The organism is Gilliamella sp. Nev5-1 (assembly GCF_001690895.1).
Classification (GTDB): Bacteria; Pseudomonadota; Gammaproteobacteria; order Enterobacterales; family Orbaceae; genus Gilliamella; species Gilliamella apicola_C.
In genome coordinates, this window is the sequence record NZ_LZHO01000051.1 from 1 (window position 1) to 21,412 (window position 21,412).

Genomic DNA, 21,412 nt, shown 5'->3' on the forward strand with positions numbered 1-21,412 from the left:
CTCGCCTGATTGAGTGAATAAATCGGCTAGCGTTCGCATTAACAGTTTATCGCTTATAGGTTGCCATGCGTTATCTTGATAGTGATAGATTTCATCGGTAGTAAGATTAATCGCAAGGTTATTATCATAATATTGATTGAGCAGTTCGGCGCGTTGGCTTGATGCCATTTGCGATAGGTTCATGCTTGATAACTCGTTTTGCATGTTAAGTTTTGTCACGGTTGGTAACTCTGGTTTTATGAGGTTTTTATTAAAATGAGCCGAAGCGTTATCACTTCCAAATTGTTGTCTATAATCATCCCAATCACATTTATAATCTGTATCAGGTACTGAGTAATAACCATCTACCGCTTGAGACGCTTCTATTGCTTTAGCTAAGCCCGTATTCGGGCTTTGACCAATATCGTTATCACCTGCGATAATGATTTTAGTAGTAGGATTTAGTTCACGAATAGACTTAGCTACATGAATAAGATTGCCTGCGTCAATGGCAGATATAACAATAGACTGTTGGCGGAATTCCGCTATCGATATCCCTGTGGCTAAACCCTCACAGATAATAATTTCATTGTGTGCGAGCAAATTTGCGCACACCTCGGCAGGTCGGCTCAATATTGAGCGCACTAATATAAAAGCACTTTTCTTATTTGAGTTTTTCATTAAGTGCTTACTGCCGTCAGGCTCGATAAATTGACCACCTGCGTATTCATTATGAAGATTCAGCATAGGCACAAAAATGCGCCCGTTATCTAACAAGGGTAAATCAAAGGTTAACCCTTTCTTGGTCAGGTATTGAGATTGCCCTAATGTTGCTTTAGATAGCAAATACTCGACCCTTTTACATACGGGATTATCTGGTATGTTATCATTATGTAATTGTTCAGAATCTATTTTTCTAAATACGAGATTTTCCCGTATTTTGTTATTCTGATTAGAAAGATTTAAACACTCCACTACTTTACTCGATGCTTCTTTAGCGTCGCATTGACAATAGTTTTTGATAAGCTCTAAGCCGTCACCACTACCGCACTGGTTACAGATATAAGTACCTCTACCATTTTGGTTATCAAATCTAAATCTATCCTTACCTCCACAGACAGGGCAAGGGCAATGTTTGCCATTACCCACCTCAATACCTAATGATTGAAAGATATAATCCCATTTACCTACGGCTTGGGCTGTAATTTCATTGATTTTCATTACATCCCCCTTAATGAATTATCGCGTTAGATTCAGCTTTGATATCTTCGGCTAAATCAATAAATAACGTTGCAAGCATTTCTTGCCCGAATTGCGTTAGTGCCATAGGTTTATCGTCACTTTCGGCGTACATCTTTTTTAATAGTCCATAGGTACGATTTAACCCCTCACTTTCGCCAAAGTCTTCAATCAAGCATTCTTCAAGACTAACTTTTAACCCTAAAACAATTAAATCTTTATCAATATCAATCTTGATACCCTCATGAATAAACACCTTGGCACCGTTTTTATTAATCTGCTCAATTAAAAATAAACCTGCGATAATCGTCATGGTAGAATCAACGATACTATGATGAATTGCTGTTACTTCTTGCTGATTATCCATGATTTACCCCCTTAATTTGTGCCATGTATCGCCTAACTTCGGGCGGTAGTCGCTTGGTGACATCGGCGAGTAAATCAGAGATTTCATCCTTGCCAAAAGAAAGTAGCGCTACATATTTGCCATTTTTAAGCCTTAATGCGGTAATAGTGCCGTCATCGTTATGGACAAAATCAAACTCTTTCATTCTTTGCCTCCTTGCGCTCGGTTTCGCTTCTAAATAGCTTTTTAGAATCGTTAATTAAGTCTGATACAGCATCAAGGGCATAGGAGCGTAATTCTTCGTTAATTGGCGTGTTTGAATCACAATCAGCCATTAAAAGCGTGGTGATAGCGTTAGCTTGTCCTAGTCTTGTATTGATAGTATTAATTGCGTCCAATGAGATATTAGCCATTATTATTATCCTCTGTTAACCCGTACTCTTGTAACTCATCAAAAGCTTGCTCTACTAAATCAACGATAACCCATAGTAAATTACTCATGTCGGCTTGTTCGATAAAAGGCTCGTCATATCCTGCGCACTTATAGTTAGTGTTATCTAAGGCAATTTTAGCCATGCTCCGAACTTGAATAAGTTTTGTTTCGATGTTATTTAATATCTGAAAGTTATTATTGCCCATAGTGATAACCTCCAAAGCTTTTAGTGTCTTCAATAACTGGATATAAGCGAATTCTGGCAATAAAGATAAGGGATGATTTGCCTAGGCTCTTGCGTGCTTGGCGTTCGGTTGTTGCCGTTATTTGGACTACTTGAGCCATTGATAGGTCATAGAATTTAAATAGTTTGGTTTCACGATTACCCTTTTCTTGATGATTCGTTTTCAACATACTATTTACCTCCCTTATGGTTTTGTGTAGCATCAAGTAGGTTAATTTGATTTGAAGCGAAACAAGCGACATCCCTTAATTGTGCTAGTAAATAGCCAATATCGCGCATATCACTTTTAAGGTTCTGCTCCGAATAACTCTCATTCTCACTAGCCCAAAACATCAGGTTACCAATCGCACCTATTCCATATAGAATAGATTGCTGTAGTTCTTCAAAATGATTCTCAGCTTGTAGTAAATGGTGTGTTGGAATATCTGCTTGATAGAGATTTAAAACAGAAATTAAATTAGATAGGTCAGGTTGCCCATTTTTAGGGCGTAGGGTATCATTACTATTAGCCATAGCATTACTCCGTTTAATGTTTGTGGTTAGATCCCTTGATAGTGTTGCGAGCACATCAGGGGATTGTTTTTTTAACCTAATAAATTCATCAGGTGTGTGCTCACTATATTTTATAGTGTGGGCACACGTCAAGCCTTTTTTATTATTTAGTGATCGTGTATAGTGTCTGCACACTAATAAGCATCTTTTAGGTATAAAAATGGCTACAGGTAACAAAAATAATAAATCGGATAGAAAAGCAATCCGCTTCCCCCATGAATTAATAGAGCGAATAGACGAGCAATCCAAGAAAGAGAATACTAACTTTTCCGCTTGGGTTATTGCTACTTGTCGCGAAAAACTAGCTAAACTAGATAAGAAATAATCTTTTAACTTAATGCCGCTGATTGGTGGTATTTGTTTTCCCATTCTCCTTTTTATGGACTCAAGAAACCTACTTTTAAAATTCAACCCCATGTAATGATTAGTACGCATTAAAAAACGGTTTTCGCTGCGCACTGAGTGCGCATTTTTGCACTGGCTTCCATTAAAATAGTTTTTTGACTGGAAACTAGAATTATTGCTAATCAAGAAAAATGATTTAATCTTTTTGGTGGCGTTAATCCCGTCAAAATAGCAATTTAAGCGATTATTTAGAGATTGGGTAGCTAGGGTGTTAAATGAGCATGTAGTCATCATAATTAAGCCGCCTGTGCCATATGACGGATCAAATAAGCATGAGATAACTTTATTAGCTCAGCTTTTCTCTGATGATAGTCGTAACCAATATGGATTAATGTTATATTTGCGTTCTCAAGGTATGCGATATGGTTTAATTCAAATTCGTTTAGGTGGTCACGAATATTACCAGTAAGATTATTGGCTTTCTTGTATTTGCTTGATGTAGTACCTAATACGATGCGGTTAATCATATCGAATTCATTAGTAAATACGGTGTTATTTGCGCTTTTTCCCAGTGCTTTACGTTGCTCTGTTAAAGCGTCACACATAGGACGGCTATAATCTGCGACTTTTAAACGTGCTTTTAATCGATTAAGCGCTTTCTTCTGGATTGCTGGTGCGATTTCTTTAAGGTGTTCTTCACAACGTATAAAGTACTTTCTTATTGCTCGTCCTTTCTCGTTGTTTTCAATCATCGCCAATTCTTTAGCGGTTCCAATTGTTAATAAGTAATCTTTTTCTGGTCTACCTCGTTGGGTATTTTTCCCCAAAACTGGGGAATATTGTTTATTATTTGTGCTTTGATTCACCAATTCGGGGGAATAATCCAATAGCAAATAATCATCATTTGGACTCAATGCGTACTCATCAATACGAGATTTAATCCATGTAGAAAAATCACGCCCTACACCAAGAAAACGATGTAAATCTTTCGCGCTAACTGTTTGTTGTAATTTGCCGTTGAATTGTGCTTCCGTTACTGGTACTAAATGATTAAACTCTGTCATAAGTATTACTCCTAACTTGTCGAAAAATCCCTCTTTTAGCTAAATTTAGGCAAGGGGATACCGTCGGCTCAAAAATGAGCTTTGCTATAAAATCAATTAATTAAGCTGCTTTAATTGGGTAAAGTGCTAAAATTTGGCTGATATCTGAATCAGTTAATAAGCTATTTTCATAACTAAGAATCAGATTAACTACCTTTTGAGCATCTTCCCTATTGGCTAGGTAATAGCGATAATGTGAGCCTATTCCGTCGGTATTAGATTCATCCATGCGCTTTAATGTAATGCCTAACTTTCTTTCTAGTTCTGAACAATAATTCCTACCGCTAGAAAGCCTACAGGTGCGTAATATCTCATTTTCAGTAATGCCATTGTCACTACTACACGCAATTAATAGGTAAGCTCTCGGCTTTTTAGGTAGCTTTTTATAATTAGATTGGCTATGATTGGAGGTGTCTAATAAGTTCCAATCTAAGCCCTCGATTATTTCACGGTATAGAGGGTTTTGCTTTATCACCATTATGCTACCTCACGACGTTCTACTCTGCGAGATTCAAGCCAAGAGTAAATCTCATCAGCTCGATAGCCAACACGGCGTAAACCGATTCTAATTTTTTGCGGAAAAGTTTTATCTTTCTTCTCTAGCGTGTAAAGGCTAGTGTCAGATTTGAAATGTAGTAAGGTTTTTACTTCTTTTTTGGATAGGATTTGATTGGTCATTAGTTATATTCTCCTGTATCTAAAAGATGCTATAAGAATATAACTGTATAAACAAACATGCATTACATTAAATATTAAAATTTACCATTTAATAAAATGGGAAAAAACCTAATAAATTAGCTGATTAACTATCAATAACTAAGCATTGAATACCGCTATATATTAAAATGATATAATTCCCATTTTACTAAATTAGTTTCCATTTTATTCAGAATAATCACGCCATTCATCAGGAATAACTAACTCAAAATCATTACTACTTTTCTCTGTAGGTCTTCCTAATTTTATTTCATAAAGCCAGTTAGAAATAGTGTCTTTTGTGGGGGGATTTGCAGAGTTAAAATTATCAATAATTGTAAAGTGTATTTTCCTTGCTATATCAGCAACTTTGCTTTGAGGGTTTCTCTTTCTGGTTAAGTAAGCCGTATCAATGGCAAACTTCTTATAAAAATGGGGTGGCTTACCTATATTTAGTGATTTTTCCTTTATATTATTAATATCATTTTTACCTTGAACAAATTTATTATTTTTTAAATTATTAAAATCGTGATTATGAATATAAAACTCATCGCTAGAAACAAGAATCTCATCTAATAACAAGAAACTTGCTCGCAAACCTTTCGCGTAATTTTGAGGTAATGATTGTGCATCATAATATTTATAGTTTAATTTTAAACTTTTTACTTTAAAAAACTCTTGAGAGTTAATAGTTCTTATTTTTTGGCGGTTTAAATTATAATAATCAAATATCCAAAAACCCTCACCTTTCCCTATAAATCTTAATTTAAAATAATCTTCATCGCTTTCATTTCTTAGATATTTATCCATTAAGAATTTACCTCGATATAAAGGTGTATTATTTACAGGTAGTAACTTGAATAAATCCTGAAAATCAAAATCTGTAACGCTTTTGCGGTTATAATCTGGATACTTCCTGTTAATTTCATTTAGCAAATTAATATAATTATTTATAACTGGAGCATTTCTTCTACAGGAAATGCTTAATTCACCATAAAGAGAACTAGTATCAATATATAAGCTTATTAAGTCTCGACGTGCCCATTCGATAATATCATCAATAGAACAATCTAAGGCTAGTGAAACTTCTTTGATTTTTATAGCTTCAACATAAGGTAAAATTATGTTATTTTTTTTATCATCCATACGCCCCTCACGCCCCTAATAGATATTTGCGCCAGTTCGCTAGGGTTGCGAATTTTCGGGGATCAGCCTAGACGCAAATAATACAGTAATATACAGTTAGGTACATTATAGCACTGTGTTTTTATACATAAAATAGGAGGTATTACTTTTGGTTTTCTAAATAGGATAAAAGCTTATTCAAGCTTTCATTTAGTATGATATTTGTATTTTGCTTAGATATACCTAAATTAATACAATTTATTGAATATTTTTCTTTATTTTTTTCTATATCATTAGCCGCTATCTTTAACCCATTTATAATGCTATTACCATAAATCATCTTTGCATTTAATAAGGCAGATTGAGGTATATTTCCCCAACAATGGAGCATGAATAAAATATCAATGATATCTTTATATGGTGGTTGTGTGGCTCTGTCGGCGTTAGCTAAAAGCTTAGTGTAGAAACAGCTTTCTTTATCTAAATATGGTATAGGAAATAATTTATCTTGTTTTCCTGTTAACTGATATTTTTCAAAGCTAACAATTTCAAGTTTTATGGGTTTTGGATTTTCTTTAATAAATGCACGTACAGCATAACGGTCAAAAGATATCTCTCTAATATATTGAAATTCTCTTTTAACCAAGAGTCCTAAACTATCCGAGGTTACCGTATTTCTTACTGCTCTATAGGATTCAATAGTAGGGCACAATAAATCTATATCAATTGATTCCCTAAACTCATTTAATTCTAATGCTATTCGAGTTCCACCGCCAAAATAAATATTGTTATCAACTAAAAAATCGACATTAAAATTATTTAATAAATGCTCTATTATTTGGTGATGAGTTAACTTATATGGCATAAATTAGACGCACGTAGGTAGGAAATAACCATTTCCATACTCTTTAATAAGTTTATGGATTAATTTTTTTTCATTGGCAGCAAGCTTTACATCTTTAATAAAGCACCATCTTCTTTCATAAATTTTAAAAGCTTCGTCTTCTGGAATTGTTTTTCCTTGATAGTCCCACAAAATTTTATTTAACGCAGGATACCTATTTACTTGGATATTTTGCATTCATTATCTCGTTAAAATAAAAATCGCATTTAAATAAATTGACGGCAACCATTTAATAGATATACAGGATCTAATAACTCCCTGTGTTTAAAAGTATATAACTGAATATATATGAACACAACTTAATTATGTTAGAATTACAGAATTAAAATAACACTTGAAGATAAAGAAATGAGAGCATTTGCAAAAAACAGCAATAAATATTTAAGCCGTCGCGCTGCTTCAAAACATAAAGCACGTTTATCAGCAAAATAATAAGCCTTTATCGGGATTTTTAAATTCTCCCCCATAGAAGATACTACAATTATAGCTATCTTCATAATAAGGATAAGCTGCCTCCATTTTTTTATGGAAGCGAACTGTTGTAATTATTTCAGCATTATCTTCTATTTGTTGCTATTCGTTAAATATATTTTTAGTGCGTACCAATTCATCAGATTTCACATTCGTTAAACCAAAGATATATAACTATGGTTAGTACGTATCTATTAAGTACGCTCTTGGAATGCGCTAACTTGTTAACTGGCTTGTATGATGAAATTGGTATCCATTTATTAGGTGCCTTTTCGCTGGATACTTGCTTGGATACCTTTTTATAAGCACTAGTGATTATCTATTAGGTTATGGTGCTACTAGCTCAATACGCATTGGTTTGGGCTTGGTTGTAATGCTACTACCCATAGATTGATGATCTAATATCTGCTTTTCAGAATAACCATGATTAGCAAGCATCAATTTGGCAATACTCGCGTTAAATTCGCCTTTTAAGCCTTTATTAATTAATTCCACTTCTTGGCGCGCTTTGATCAGTTCTAATGCATCCTTAAATTCTTCGCTTGAACTTGCGTAATTATATAAACTTGACCTTGAACAGTTAGCATATAAAGCCAGCCCAGCCACATAGGGGATCACTTCGCCATTATTGATATAACCCTGCTTATGCAAATACTCTTGCCCTAGCTCTAACATTTCCTTTAATTTTGGTTTTCTTCCTGCCATATTGCTATCTAACTTACTAATAATAAGGCTATTATAACCTAATAAGGCAAATTATTAGATTGCTTTTTAACGTGTCCAAAATTAGCCCAGCCAATAGGAGGGGGTAGCAAATTTCTATAACTCTACACGTCTAAAACCGCCCAACCTCCTTTTTATTCAAAACCGCGAATTGAAATAATTTTTTTGACTGCTATTACTAAATGGGTAATTATAAATAGCTATAGTTGCGTAACTCAAACCAATGTAATAAACCTGCTGGCTTTTTAGAGATTGCAAATTTAATACCTGAATGGTGAAAATCACCATAGAACATTTAGTCTTTTCCTCCAATAATAGCCCTGGATCAACCTTAAAATCACTTTAACTTAACATTATGATTAATAATTATTTTATTTTAATAAAATAATAACGTTATATAAATATATTTATATTTCAATTGGTTAATTACAGGATCAGGATTATTTTAAGAATGTGTATAGTAGTGAACACTAGTGAATACTAGTGAACACCAAAAAATATATATAATAAGTATATAATATATTGATATATATGAATTAATATTAGGTTGGTGAATAGTAGTGAACACTTTATATTAAAAGTTTAAGATTATGGGGAGGTAAGCATAAAAACAACCTAATGATTGGCATAGGTAAAGGGTGACATTTGAAAAGCTCCCCTCAATTTTGAGGAGGGGTATTATTGAAGTAACTCAGATTTGAGTATAGTTTTATCCATGAGAAAGCGTAACTCAAATATGAGGTACGGTATGAATATGGTATGGGTAGCGCGATATGGTTAATGATTAACTAGCTTTAAATTGCGGTTACCTGATAGTGAGACATTTCCTTGGCGTGCTTGCTCGACAAAGTCGCCCCACCAATCAAGCATGATTCTTTTTTGACGCTCATACTCAGCTTTGTTATAAGCTCGCCTTACTGCGTTTTTATCCACATGAGATAATGCGCTTTCAATGACATCATAATTAAAACCTTGCTCATTTAAAGCGGTGCTTGCTAAAGCTCTTAAACCATGCGCAACTAACTTATCTTTGTATCCCATGCGTTTTATTGCCATGTTGGCAGTCTGGCTACTCATTGGCTTATTGTAGGGAGGTCTAGCGGTTGGGAAAACAAATTCGCTTTTATGATTAATAGATTTCATTATCTCAAGTATTTTTATTGCTTGCGGTGATAAAGGTATATTGTGTGGTCTATCCATTTTCATGCGTTCGGCAGGAATACTCCATAATTTTTTATCTAGATTAATTTCTTCCCACTTAGCCCCAACGGCTTCACTTGGTCGCGTTAATGTTAATAACTGCCATTCAATCACGCATCTGGTTTGTAATTCAATCTTTGCCATAGCTAAAGCTTGCATAAACTGCGGTAACTCAGTAGGGGGAATAGTTGGTTGATTTTTTACTTTCGGACTATTAAATACATCGGTGATTTTAGCTAGAGGGTTATTATCAATGATGCCCATATTGACAGCATAATACATAATTTCATTGATTCGCCTACATACTCTTTTTACTGTCTCGTATTTATTATTGTTATTTAATGGCTGTAATGCGTTAATAGCTTTGATAGCTGTTACTTGGTTTATTGGAATATCTTTTATATAAGGGAAAACATGATTTTCTAATGAACGCCAAGCTTTTTTGAGCGTTTGCTCTTCTAATCCTTGTTCTGTTTTGAATTTAAGCCATCTTTCAGCCATAGCGTAAAAGGTATTATTACAAGCTTCTTGCTTACGTTGTTCTTGTTCCGCTTTGTAATGTTGTGGATCTATCCCTTGTTTAATTAATTCGCGTGCTTCATCTCGTTGTTTTCGCGCTTGTTGTAGTGATGTTTCTGGGTATTTACCGAAAGATAATAATGTCTCTTTATGTGATATCGGTTTTTTATATTTAAATCGCCATAATTTAGCTCCTGTTGATTTAACTAATAGAAAAAGGCCACCACCATCAAAATACTTTTTATCTTTACTAGTGGCTTTTAACGCTTTTATTTGGGTGTCAGTTAAGGGGGTAGTTTTTACAGCCATTTTTTACCTTTGGGGGTACGCAATAATAGAGGTATTTAATTATACCCCAAAATATACCCCCATTATTTTTGGTTGTAAATGTATCTTACTGATACTTAATGGGCAATAAAATAGACTTTAAGGCTTGTTATTACTGGGTTTGATGTGCTTTGTAGGGTTTAAAAGAATGTTGCTGTTTATTGATTTGGTGCCGTGGGCGGGACTTGAACCCGCATGCTCTTAGAGCACTACCCCCTCAAGATAGCGTGTCTACCAATTTCACCACCACGGCGCCGTTTTTATTCAGGAATATCCGATGTTGAATTCTGTTGTGTTGGTTGAGCAACAGGAACGGTTGTTGGTTCCGTTTTGCTTTCGTTTTGTTGCGTTGTTGGTATACTATCTTCAAGGTTATCAAACTCGCCAGTTCTAGTTGCGTGCGGTTTGCTGCCCAAATTCGATAATAAAATGCTTATTATAAAAAACAAAATACCTAACAAAGTTGTAGCGCGAGTTAAAAAATTTCCACTACCAGAAGAACCAAACAAAGTTGCTGACGCACCCGAACCAAAAGAAGAACCCATATCAGCCCCTTTGCCTCGTTGAATCAAAACTAAAGCGATAATCGCTAAAGCGATAATCAAATAACTCACAATCAAAAATTCGTACATTTCAACCTGTCAATTTTATATGTTCTACAACAGAATCTATTGGTGAGAAATATTAGCGAAAGACAAGCCAACAAGCAAGTAAAATTTCAAGAATTGTTGGCTTGTTTTATAAAATGCCCTTTTTAATTAATAAAAAGTTACTAATTTTTAAACTAAAATCGATATTACCATTATTACAACCGAAACTATTTTTCAACTTGAATTGGCGCCATTATGCTTTGCATACAGCATGTAATAACTGTTCTTTTCCCCATACTTGAATTTGTCCTATCCAAGCATCAATAGCATATTTGTTAAAATATTCTGGATATTGTTCTGTCAGTGGAAATTCATCAGATGAAAAAAACCAGTAGTAATAGTGGGACCAAGTTGAATTTGGATAGTTAATATCATTTGCCATTCCCCATTCACTTAGTAATCCTTGATTAATTGCGCGTGTAAACAGATCCCATTTCAAAGGGTCTTCTAACCATGTTTCTGATGCATTAGGCGAATTAGACATTTCGGCTCTAGTTGGTATGTTTTTTTCACCTCCACAAGCGATTTTTGCTTGCTCATAAGTGTGAAGGACATCTCCTTGTGGTATAACCCAAGTTTTGGTTGGATTAAATGTGTAAGTTTTTACTATATTGGGATCAGGCTTAAATTTTGCTGATATAGTCACTGAGCCAGTAGGTTTACTATTAAGTACAACCATGCCATATTTATCTACAGTCACACTATTTACAGGGTTAGCATTAATAGAATAGTCCCAATCTGTTTGTGCTCCTGTCATAATTAATTGAAACTGCGCTCCCGGAAATCCTGTTGTTGGAAATTTTGGATTGGCAGAGGCATAAAATCCATTGATAGGATCAAACACGTTATGATCGTATCCTCCACCACAAAGATGATCTCTATATTCTGTGCCTGGCTTATTCCACCCTTTATCTCCTCGGTTGTAATCGACAATTGAGCTATCAATATCATTATAACCTATAAGCGCACAATCCGTTTTTCCATTTTTGGTAAAATGATAGGGGCTTCCCCAAGTTTGTTTATTATTAACTATCATTTGGTTGGGTTTAGCAAAACAGATCTCTGATGTGGTGTTGATTTGATAGACTTTGGTTAAATTAGATAATTGGCTATCTTTGGGATCGCCATATTCAGAATGGACTTGTACATCAGAGAGGGTAATAGCTAACTTAAGTGGCATTTGAAATCCACTACCACAACCAATGGCTTTATTATATTGTGATTTTGTAATTTCTTGCCCTGCATTATCAAACCATTTAAAGTTGATTGAACTAAAAGAAAAAGTACCTTGTTCTGATGTTTTCCCTTTATCGCCATCTTCATCGTAATAGTTTTGGGTTGGCGATAAGTTAAGTTCATCGATTGTCGGTATTTTGATAATAAAATCATTGAGAGTTAGGTTTTTATCAAAAAATGTAGGAATATTATTTAATTGTTCATTATAAAAGATATCTTTGACGGTAAACCCTAAGTTATTTTCAGAAAAATTTGAAATAAAAATTGGTGCATTCCCTTTAATCGAGTTTGCAGTTACTGCCGACAACGTAGCTGAAGCTGAGAATGAAAAAGGGCAAGAGATAAAGAAAAGTGTTGAAGCAACGATATTTTTGTTTAATTTATAACCTGTTTGCTGTTTGCTGTTTGCTGTTTGCCATTATAAACTCCTTTATTCAATTTGTCAATTTAACATATTGTTTTTGTTATTGTTTTTAAATGTTATAGTTAATAATATATAGCTAACCAGTAGTATAGTCTATTTCATCATTTAACTTGAACCACTTTTTTGTAAAGTTTTTTAAATATGGAATATTAGTCAGCTTGCTCTAATAGTGAGAGTATAATAATCAATTGTGCGTTCTTATCTAAAAAGCAGTATAATGTTGCCATTTTTATTATGGTAAGCTCTATTTATGAAATTTATTGTTAAACTTTTTCCTGAAATAACCATCAAAAGTGATTCTGTTCGTTTGCGTTTTATTAAAATACTCACCAGCAATATCCGTAATATTTTAAAACACCATATTGAAGATGTTGCCGTTATTCGTCATTGGGATTTTATTGAAGTTCGCCCAAAAATTGAAAATAGTGAAACCAAGATACTCGAATTATTAACACGGATCCCCGGTATTCATCATATTTTAGCCGTTGATGAAATCACTTTCGTTGATATGCATGATATTTTTGAAAAGGCAGTGGTTTATTATGCGCCATTAATTGAAGATAAAACATTTTGTGTACGTGTAAAACGTCGTGGCAAGCATGAATTTTCTTCAATTGATGTTGAACGTTATGTTGGTGGTGGGCTCAATCAATATGTTTCTTCGGCTAAGGTTAAATTAAATCATCCAGAAATTACGGTTAACCTTGAAATTGATAACGACAAATTACTACTTGTTAAAGGTCGGCATACTGGCATTGGTGGTTTTCCTACGGGTACACAAGAAGATGTCATTTCACTTATATCGGGTGGTTTTGATTCAGGCGTGTCAAGTTACATGTTAATGCGACGTGGAAGCCGTGTACATTATTGCTTCTTTAATCTTGGTGGGAAAAATCACGAGATTGGTGTTAAACAAATGGCTCATTATCTTTGGGAACGTTATGGTAGTTCGCATAAAGTGCGTTTTATTGCGATTAATTTTTCCGATGTTGTTGGTGAAATTCTTGAGAAGATCGATGATGGACAAATGGGCGTTGTTTTAAAACGGATGATGGTTCGTGCTGCATCAAAAATTGCACAGCGCTATAAAGTAGAAGCACTTGTTACTGGAGAGGCATTAGGGCAAGTGTCGAGCCAAACGCTGACCAATTTACGATTAATTGATAATGTTAGTGACACACTAATCTTACGACCTCTAATCACACATGATAAAGAAACAATTATCAATCTTGCGCGCCAAATTGGTACTGAGGATATAGCTAAAACCATGCCAGAATTTTGTGGTGTGATTTCTAAAAGCCCAACAGTTAAAGCAGTAAAAGAAAAAATTGAAGCGGAAGAGCTGAATTTTGATTTCACTATTTTAGATAAAGCCGTTGCTGAAGCTGAAAATATTGATATTCGTGAGATTGCTAAACAAGCTGACACTAAGATTACTCATGTTGAAACAATTACAACACTTAATGCTGATCACGTGGTCATTGACATTCGTTCGCCAGACGAGCAAGAGGATAATCCACTTGTATTGAATGATGTTGAAATCAAACTTATTCCATTTTATAAATTAGCAACACAATTTGGCAATTTGGATCAGTCAAAACAATATTTACTATATTGCGATCGTGGTGTTATGAGCAAGTTACAAGCACTTTATTTAATCGATCAAGGATTTAATAACGTAAAAATATTTACTTTATAAAACTTAACAATACGTTACTATATTATTTGTATTTTTTACATATATAATGGATTTTGTGCATAAATTATGCTTGTTATTTAACATAAATATCAAAAATATATAAAGAGGAGTGTAATGAATAGCAAATTACTTATAGTTGATGATGATGTTGAGATTGCTTTATTATTACGTGAATTGCTCGAATTAGAAGGGTATCAAATTGAAATCGCTAATACGGGCATTGAGGCTTTAGAAAAATTTGACGATACTATCGATCTTGTGCTACTTGATATTATGATGCCTGAAATGAACGGGTTTAGTGTGTTATCTCAACTCAGATCTCAATTTACAGTTCCGATTATTTTTTTAACAGCCAAAGATAATGAACATGATAAAATTAATGGGCTTGAGCTTGGTGCTGATGATTACATTCTAAAACCATTCAATGACAGAGAACTTATAGCTCGAATTAATGCGCAATTACGAAGAGCACGTTGGGATAATATCTCAAATGATGATTCTGATAAGCCAACTCAATATATTATTGATAAACTTAACGTAAATCGAAAACAACAAGCTGCTTTTTTTGATAATAAGTACATTGATTTAACAGGGACAGAGTTTCAAGTATTGCTAAAATTTATTGAGCAAGGGGGTAAAATAATTTCACGCGACATGCTAACTGCATCGGTTTTAGGAAAAAAGTTTGTTCCACTAGCTCGCTCGATTGATGTTCACGTGTCTAATTTGCGCAAAAAGCTTCCGCCAAGAAGTGATGGTTTACCTTGGATTAAAACATTACGTTCTAAAGGCTACTTATTTGTCATTGACCGACATGATGATTTATTACAAGACTAGAATAATACTATAATAAAGGTCAGATAACATGTGGTTTTTTGACAGGCTAGCTATCAAAATTTTCACTATATTTTTATTAACGATAGCTTCTTTCTTAATGTTAATTATGGTGCTACCCAATCTCGATTCGCGAAATTTAACGTATTTAGCAAATAAAGATAAAGAAATCGGTAATAAACTTGCTCGACAAATTGAAAATGATCTTGCCAATGTACCCAAAGATAGTTTTCGCTGGTGGATGCGTTTTATTGTGGTAATGAATACGCATCAAAAACCAGCTCAATCTTTATTTATAGTTACTCCCAATGAGCAAATTATAACCGCTGAAACTAAAAATATTGATTTGATAAAAAACTTTAGCCAAAAATCTCATAATGTTGATGATCCAGCAAAGCAGATTTATGATGCCCAAGAAATTATAGGGCCTTTTTTGATTCATTATACGAATGCTCAATATCAATTATATATTTTACAACCCGCAACAGATAGCCAATCCCAATTTGTTAATTTTATTTTTGATCACCCTTTTTTATTACTAACGCTGACTATGCTGGCCAGTTCACCTTTTTTGCTTTGGTTATCTTGGAGCATAGCAAAACCGGCACGAAGGCTAAAACAAGCGGCAGATCAGGTTGCTAAAGGTAATTTGCAAGAGTGGCCAGATCTTGAAAAAATAGGATCATCTGAATATAAAGCAACGGGCGCTAGTTTTAATCTTATGTTAAGAGAGCTAAAACGAATGCAAGCATTGCAACAACGTCTGTTTTCAGATATCTCTCACGAATTACGTACACCACTAACACGCTTACAACTTGCTACTTCTTTATTGCGTCGAAAACAAGGCGAAAGCAGTGAAGTTATACGTATCAATAATGAAGCAATAAAGCTAGATGCTATGATTGGTGACTTACTATTATTGGCAAGACAGCAATATGACAATAATGAAATTCGTGAATTTAATCAAATTGATCTTCTATTTAAACCCGTGTTGGATAATGCGGCGTTTGAAGCCGAACAAATAGGAAAAAGTTTTTCAGTGGTTAATCGGCCAACTAACCACACTATTTTATGTTATCCAGTTGCGTTATGCAGTGCACTTGAAAATGTTATACGAAACGCATTTCGCTATTCAAACAAACAAATTATTATCAATTTTGAAGTAAAAAAACAAAAGATAACAATTACCATAGATGATGATGGCATAGGTGTAGCTGAAAGTGAATTAGCGCAAATATTTAGGCCATTTTATCGCACAAGCGAAGCGCGTGATCGACAATCTGGTGGAACAGGACTCGGGCTCGCAATAGTCGCTAATGCAATCATACGCGATCACGGCACGGTTACCGCAGAAAAAAGCCACCTTGGTGGACTTCGAATTGTGATAATATTACCCATTCATAAATATAAATAATAAAAGAGAACTATTGTGTCAAATACTGCATTAAACATCGTTTTATTTGAACCGGAAATTCCTGCCAATACTGGCAACATTATTCGTCTTTGCGCTAACACTGGCTTTAACTTACATATTATTGAACCCATGGGCTTTTATTGGGATGACAAAAAGTTAAAACGAGCAGGGCTTGATTATCAAGAATTTGTCGATGTAAAACGTTACAAAAATTTGGACCATTTTGTAGATACCAATCAAATAGACTGGTTAACACAAGTGTATGCTTTAACCACAAAAGGACAAAAACCGCATAGTGAAGTTAATTACCAACAAAATGACTTTTTAATGTTTGGCCCAGAAACCCGCGGCTTACCTAACACAATACTAGATGCACTGCCTCAAGATAAAAAAATACGTATTCCTATGTTAGCCACAAGCCGTAGTATGAACTTATCTAACTCGGTAGCTGTTGTCGTTTACGAATCATGGCGCCAGCTAGGTTACATGGGAGCAAAATAGATTATTGTTTTTGAAAGAATAAACTGACAAGCGGCTTACGCATCATTACCATAATTGCATAGCTACCTAAAACACTTACAAAATTTTAGGCTTGGATGTTAAGCCAAAAAGTGCAATACTTTATAACTATATGATTTCACACAAAATAAAAACTTCAATAAAATCAATGGTTTTTCTGAAGTGTTTTTTTAATAAAAAGGCTTCCTTTTTAATTCACTAACTGAATAATCGCACATTGTTATTTGGTGGCAGAATATACCACCGATAGAGTCAGATTAGCCTGCCAAACAAAGATAGCTAGTGAGATACTGTTTTATCAGCAATAAATCAGCGCAGTTGCGTAAGTCAATAAAAAGCTTAAAAAATTTTAGGTTTAGAAGTCAAGCCAAAAAGTGTAATACTTTATACGTAATACTTTGTAACTATATGATTTTACATAAAATAAAAACTTAAATAAAATCAATGGTTTTTCTGAAGTATTTTTTTAATAAAAAGGCTTCCTTTTTAATTCGCTAACTGAATAATAGCACAGTGTTATTCGGTGGCAGAATATGACACCGACAGAGCCAGATTCGTCCGCCAAACAAAGATATCTAGTGAGATACTGTTTTATCAGCAATAAATCAGCGTGGTTGCGTAAAACAGAGTGACAAAAGCGGAACGAATTTTTCTGGAAAAATTTGAATACCACAACATTTAAATATCAAAACATTGCCAAGATAGCCTCAAAAGGCGATATTCGATGATAAGAGTAACTATAAAAAAAGCACATTAGCTTTTGTTTAAAAAATTAATCAGGCTTTTTTGTTAAAATTTCTCTAATAAATTTAATTAGATAACATATTGGTCAACAAGCAAAGTAAGCCTACATCGTACAGAAATTCACGTTACTAAAGCGGCTTATTAAAGATAATAGTATGTTTTTTTATAAAATAGAGCTTACTATTTTTTTACTATAGTCAATATCTTTAATAAACAACGCTTTTTGAGCTTTAAATTATTTTTAATAAAAAAAAACGTGATCTGCGTCAAATTTTGAGTATACTATGCCTCTCATAAAACCCTAGTTTTTTTGAGGATGTTAGTTTGAGTACCGATAAACTTGTTGATTCATATTCTCCCGCACAAATGACCCAAATTGCCGAAGACATTGGCCATTACAAAGTAAACAAACACCCAGCTAGCACGATTTTATCTGCAATTCTTGCAGGTGTTTTTATCTCAATTGCTTTCGTATTTTACATTACCGTAACCACAGGCACTGCAACAGTTGCGTTTGGCTTAGCAAAATTGGTGGGGGGCATTTGTTTCTCATTAGGTCTTATGCTGGTTGTTTGCTGTGGCTCAGACTTATTTACTTCAACAGTATTAACGATTTTGCCTAAAATGACGCACAAAGTGAGCTGGATAAAAATGCTCCGTAATTGGATTTTAGTCTATATCGGTAACTTTATTGGTGCTATACTGTTTGTCACAGTAATTTGGTTTTCTGGCCAGTATATGGTTGCTAATGGCTTATGGGGGCTAAATGTTCTTCAAACGGCAGATCACAAGTTACATCATACCTTTATTGAGGCCGTATGCCTTGGTTTTTTAGCTAATCTAATGGTTTGTTTAGCTGCATGGCTAAGTTATGCAGGTCGTAGTTTACTTGATAAGATGTTAATCATGGTCCTTCCTGTTGCAATGTTTGTTGCCAGTGGTTTTGAGCATAGCATTGCCAATATGTTTATGATCCCAATGGGTATTGTGATTAATAACTTTGCGTCACCCGAATTTTGGCAAGCAATTGGCGTGTCTCCTGATGCATTTAAAGAACTAACGGTAACGCATTTTGTTTTAAATAATTTAATTCCTGTAACAATTGGGAATATTTTAGGTGGTTTAGCGGTTGCACTACCTTATTGGGCTTTATATTTACGTAAGCCACATTGATTTTATGATATTTATCCTCATATAAAAAAGGATGAATAGATATTTTTGTAAACCTGAGGTGAAAAACTATGAGTAATTTAAACGAAGTACAAGCTGTTGCTTGGAAAGGATTTAAAGATGGTGATTGGCAAAATAATGTTAATGTCCGCGATTTTATTCAAAAGAACTACACGCCATACGAGGGTGATGAGTCTTTCTTAGTTGGCGCGACAGAAGCTACAACTAAGTTATGGGCTAAAGTAATGGAAGGCATCAAAGTTGAAAATGCTACCCATGCCCCTGTGGATTTTGATACCAGTGTTATTTCGACAATTACTGCTCATGACGCAGGTTATATTGAAAAAGATTTAGAAAAAATTGTTGGCTTACAAACTGAAAAACCACTAAAACGTGCGATTATCCCGTTTGGTGGTATCAAAATGATCGAGAATTCTTGTAAAGCTTATAACAGAACGCTAGATCCATTAGTCAAAAAAATCTTCACTGAATACCGCAAAACCCACAACCAAGGTGTTTTCGATATCTATACGCCAGATATCCTTCGTTGTCGTAAATCAGGGGTTATCACTGGTCTTCCTGATGCTTATGGTCGTGGTCGTATCATTGGGGATTACCGTCGTGTAGCACTTTACGGTATCGACTACTTAATGAAAGACAAATTTGCACAATTCAATTCACTACAAGCTGATTTTGAAAATGGTGTTGATTTAGCCATGACAATGCAACGTCGTGAAGAAATCGCAGAACAACATCGTGCACTTGGTCAAATCAAAGAAATGGCGGCTAAATATGGTTTCGATATTTCTGAACCTGCTAAAACAGCACAAGAAGCTGTTCAATGGACTTATTTTGGTTATTTAGCTGCGGTTAAATCACAAAATGGTGCGGCAATGTCATTAGGTCGTACGTCGACTTTCTTTGATATTTACTTCCAACGTGATCTTGAAGCAGGATTAATTACGGAAAAAGATGCGCAAGAAATTGTTGACCATTTCGTTATGAAATTACGTATGGTTCGTTTTTTACGTACTCCTGAATATGATGAATTATTCTCTGGCGATCCAATTTGGGCAACTGAATCTATCGCAGGTATGGGAGTTGATGGTCGTACTTTAGTTACTAAGACTTCTTTCCGTTTCTTAAATACTTTATATACAATGGGTCCATCACCAGAACCTAATATGACTATCCTTTGGTCTGAAAAATTACCAAGTGGGTTTAAAGAGTTTGCATCAAAAGTATCAATTGATACTTCATCATTACAATATGAAAATGATGATTTAATGCGTCCTGACTTTAACAATGATGACTATGCTATTGCATGTTGTGTAAGCCCAATGATCGTTGGTAAACAAATGCAATTCTTTGGTGCGCGTGCAAACCTTGCTAAAACACTTCTATACGCAATCAACGGCGGTGTGGATGAAAAATTAAAAATGCAAGTCGGTCCTAAAGAAGATCCAATTATGGATGAATATTTAGATTTCGATACAGTATTTGCTCGTTTAGACCACTTTATGGATTGGTTAGCAAAACAATACGTAACAGCATTAAATGCAATTCACTATATGCACGATAAATACAGCTACGAAGCATCATTAATGGCATTACATGATCGTGATGTTATTCGTACTATGGCATGTGGTATTGCGGGTCTTTCTGTTGCTGCTGACTCACTTTCTGCGATTAAATACGCTAAAGTAAAAACAGTTCGTGATGAAGATGGTTTAGCGACTGACTTCGAAATTGAAGGTGAATACCCACAATTTGGTAACAATGACCCACGAGTTGATGACATTGCTGTTGATTTAGTTGAACGTTTTATGAAGAAAATTCAAAAACTTAAAACTTATCGTAATGCAATTCCAACACAATCTGTACTTACAATTACATCAAACGTTGTATATGGTAAGAAAACAGGTAACACACCAGATGGACGTCGTGCAGGAGCGCCGTTTGGACCAGGTGCTAACCCAATGCACGGACGTGACCAAAAAGGTGCTGTGGCTTCATTAACTTCTGTTGCTAAACTACCATTTGCTTACGCTAAAGACGGTATTTCTTATACTTTCTCTATCGTTCCAAATGCATTAGGTAAAGATGATGAAGTACGTAAACGCAACCTTGCTGGCTTAATGGATGGTTACTTCCACCATGAAGCAACAATTGAAGGTGGACAACATTTAAATGTTAACGTATTAAACCGTGAAACATTATTAGATGCGATGGAAAACCCTGAAAAATATCCACAATTAACAATTCGTGTTTCTGGGTATGCAGTACGTTTCAATTCATTAACTAAAGAACAACAAAAAGACGTAATTAGCCGTACATTTACGCAATCTATGTAAGTGCGACAAGCAGCACTAAATACTTGATTTTTATGAAGTTTTTGTAAAAATCAAGTAAGATAAAAGGCGGAAATGAAATACTTTCCCCTTTTATCGGTAGATAAGCGCGAAGATGAAATATTCTTTCCTTATTTACAAGCTTGTAAACTCCTCGAGGGAGCC

General features: G+C 34.6%; 24 protein-coding genes and 1 tRNA gene. 7 read left to right on the forward strand and 18 right to left on the reverse strand.

Features of this window, described 5'->3' with window-relative positions; translation table 11 throughout:
- The 7 genes from A9G41_RS07070 to A9G41_RS07100 form a co-directional block, all read right to left on the reverse strand.
- Positions 1-1,200 (reverse strand): primase-helicase zinc-binding domain-containing protein (locus tag A9G41_RS07070; protein ID WP_179854688.1); only part of this gene is annotated, 1,200 nt, incomplete at its 3' end.
- A gap of 10 nt (positions 1,201-1,210) precedes the next feature.
- Positions 1,211-1,585, reverse strand: a complete 375-nt coding sequence (locus A9G41_RS07075; RefSeq protein WP_065583104.1) for a hypothetical protein — start codon at positions 1,583-1,585, stop codon at positions 1,211-1,213.
- Positions 1,578-1,769, reverse strand: coding sequence for a hypothetical protein (locus A9G41_RS07080; protein ID WP_065583105.1), 192 nt, complete (start codon positions 1,767-1,769; stop codon positions 1,578-1,580). The genes A9G41_RS07075 and A9G41_RS07080 overlap by 8 nt, the downstream gene beginning before the upstream one ends.
- Positions 1,756-1,977, reverse strand: coding sequence for a hypothetical protein (locus tag A9G41_RS07085; protein WP_065582854.1), 222 nt, complete (start codon positions 1,975-1,977; stop codon positions 1,756-1,758). The genes A9G41_RS07080 and A9G41_RS07085 overlap by 14 nt, the downstream gene beginning before the upstream one ends.
- Positions 1,970-2,203 carry a hypothetical protein gene (locus A9G41_RS07090; protein WP_065582853.1) on the reverse strand — a complete coding sequence of 78 codons (234 nt, stop codon included), beginning with the start codon at positions 2,201-2,203 and terminating at the stop codon, positions 1,970-1,972. The genes A9G41_RS07085 and A9G41_RS07090 overlap by 8 nt, the downstream gene beginning before the upstream one ends.
- Positions 2,193-2,411 carry a host cell division inhibitor Icd-like protein gene (locus A9G41_RS07095; RefSeq protein ID WP_065583106.1) on the reverse strand — a complete coding sequence of 73 codons (219 nt, stop codon included), beginning with the start codon at positions 2,409-2,411 and terminating at the stop codon, positions 2,193-2,195. The genes A9G41_RS07090 and A9G41_RS07095 overlap by 11 nt, the downstream gene beginning before the upstream one ends.
- A 1-nt stretch (position 2,412) precedes the next feature.
- The gene (locus A9G41_RS07100) at positions 2,413-2,754 is read right to left on the reverse strand and encodes a hypothetical protein (protein ID WP_065652954.1); all 342 of its coding nucleotides are present in this window, start codon (positions 2,752-2,754) and stop codon (positions 2,413-2,415) included.
- Between the two features lie 199 nt (positions 2,755-2,953).
- On the opposite strand from A9G41_RS07100, the gene A9G41_RS13975 reads away from it, so the two are divergent.
- Positions 2,954-3,118 carry a YlcI/YnfO family protein gene (locus A9G41_RS13975; RefSeq protein ID WP_141673729.1) on the forward strand — a complete coding sequence of 55 codons (165 nt, stop codon included), beginning with the start codon at positions 2,954-2,956 and terminating at the stop codon, positions 3,116-3,118.
- 316 nt (positions 3,119-3,434) lie between these two features.
- Here the strand turns inward: A9G41_RS13975 and A9G41_RS07105 are convergent, their stop codons facing one another.
- The 11 genes from A9G41_RS07105 to A9G41_RS07155 form a co-directional block, all read right to left on the reverse strand.
- Positions 3,435-4,202, reverse strand: coding sequence for an antA/AntB antirepressor family protein (locus A9G41_RS07105; RefSeq protein ID WP_082259630.1), 768 nt, complete (start codon positions 4,200-4,202; stop codon positions 3,435-3,437).
- 100 nt (positions 4,203-4,302) lie between these two features.
- Positions 4,303-4,719, reverse strand: a complete 417-nt coding sequence (locus A9G41_RS07110) for a hypothetical protein (protein WP_065582679.1) — start codon at positions 4,717-4,719, stop codon at positions 4,303-4,305.
- A complete protein-coding gene (locus A9G41_RS07115) occupies positions 4,719-4,919 on the reverse strand; it encodes a helix-turn-helix transcriptional regulator (RefSeq protein ID WP_065566592.1) in 201 nt (66 codons plus the stop codon). Before A9G41_RS07115 ends, A9G41_RS07110 begins: the two co-directional genes overlap by 1 nt.
- A 204-nt stretch (positions 4,920-5,123) precedes the next feature.
- Positions 5,124-6,083: a hypothetical protein gene (locus A9G41_RS07120; RefSeq protein ID WP_065582680.1), complete on the reverse strand. Its 960-nt coding sequence runs from the start codon at positions 6,081-6,083 to the stop codon at positions 5,124-5,126.
- A gap of 142 nt (positions 6,084-6,225) precedes the next feature.
- Entirely contained in the window at positions 6,226-6,927 is a 702-nt protein-coding gene (locus tag A9G41_RS07125; protein WP_065582681.1) for a nucleotidyl transferase AbiEii/AbiGii toxin family protein, read from the reverse strand.
- A gap of 3 nt (positions 6,928-6,930) precedes the next feature.
- Complete coding sequence (locus tag A9G41_RS07130) at positions 6,931-7,143, reverse strand: hypothetical protein (protein WP_065572347.1); 213 nt, start codon at positions 7,141-7,143, stop codon at positions 6,931-6,933.
- A 621-nt stretch (positions 7,144-7,764) separates the two neighbouring features.
- The gene (locus A9G41_RS07135) at positions 7,765-8,142 is read right to left on the reverse strand and encodes a terminase small subunit (protein ID WP_065582682.1); all 378 of its coding nucleotides are present in this window, start codon (positions 8,140-8,142) and stop codon (positions 7,765-7,767) included.
- A 795-nt stretch (positions 8,143-8,937) separates the two neighbouring features.
- Positions 8,938-10,188, reverse strand: coding sequence for an integrase domain-containing protein (locus A9G41_RS07140; RefSeq protein WP_075539485.1), 1,251 nt, complete (start codon positions 10,186-10,188; stop codon positions 8,938-8,940).
- Between the two features lie 185 nt (positions 10,189-10,373).
- Positions 10,374-10,459 (reverse strand) — tRNA-Leu (locus A9G41_RS07145).
- Positions 10,460-10,466: 7 nt separating this feature from the next.
- Complete coding sequence (gene secG, locus A9G41_RS07150) at positions 10,467-10,838, reverse strand: preprotein translocase subunit SecG (RefSeq protein WP_065582684.1); 372 nt, start codon at positions 10,836-10,838, stop codon at positions 10,467-10,469.
- 211 nt (positions 10,839-11,049) lie between these two features.
- Complete coding sequence (locus tag A9G41_RS07155; protein WP_075539486.1) at positions 11,050-12,399, reverse strand: hypothetical protein; 1,350 nt, start codon at positions 12,397-12,399, stop codon at positions 11,050-11,052.
- A gap of 367 nt (positions 12,400-12,766) precedes the next feature.
- On the opposite strand from A9G41_RS07155, the gene thiI reads away from it, so the two are divergent.
- The 6 genes from thiI to pflB all read left to right on the forward strand — a co-directional run bounded on the left by thiI (position 12,767) and on the right by pflB (position 21,250).
- Positions 12,767-14,215 carry a tRNA uracil 4-sulfurtransferase ThiI gene (gene thiI, locus A9G41_RS07160; RefSeq protein ID WP_065582686.1) on the forward strand — a complete coding sequence of 483 codons (1,449 nt, stop codon included), beginning with the start codon at positions 12,767-12,769 and terminating at the stop codon, positions 14,213-14,215.
- Between the two features lie 114 nt (positions 14,216-14,329).
- Complete coding sequence (locus A9G41_RS07165) at positions 14,330-15,052, forward strand: response regulator (protein WP_065582687.1); 723 nt, start codon at positions 14,330-14,332, stop codon at positions 15,050-15,052.
- Positions 15,053-15,080: 28 nt separating this feature from the next.
- The gene (gene cpxA, locus A9G41_RS07170) at positions 15,081-16,463 is read left to right on the forward strand and encodes an envelope stress sensor histidine kinase CpxA (RefSeq protein ID WP_075539487.1); all 1,383 of its coding nucleotides are present in this window, start codon (positions 15,081-15,083) and stop codon (positions 16,461-16,463) included.
- 15 nt (positions 16,464-16,478) lie between these two features.
- Positions 16,479-16,964, forward strand: a complete 486-nt coding sequence (trmL, locus tag A9G41_RS07175; protein ID WP_065567844.1) for a tRNA (uridine(34)/cytosine(34)/5-carboxymethylaminomethyluridine(34)-2'-O)-methyltransferase TrmL — start codon at positions 16,479-16,481, stop codon at positions 16,962-16,964.
- A gap of 1,086 nt (positions 16,965-18,050) precedes the next feature.
- Positions 18,051-18,899: a formate transporter FocA gene (gene focA, locus A9G41_RS07180; RefSeq protein ID WP_081302206.1), complete on the forward strand. Its 849-nt coding sequence runs from the start codon at positions 18,051-18,053 to the stop codon at positions 18,897-18,899.
- A gap of 68 nt (positions 18,900-18,967) precedes the next feature.
- Complete coding sequence (gene pflB, locus A9G41_RS07185; protein ID WP_075539488.1) at positions 18,968-21,250, forward strand: formate C-acetyltransferase; 2,283 nt, start codon at positions 18,968-18,970, stop codon at positions 21,248-21,250.
- Positions 21,251-21,412 lie beyond the last annotated feature (162 nt).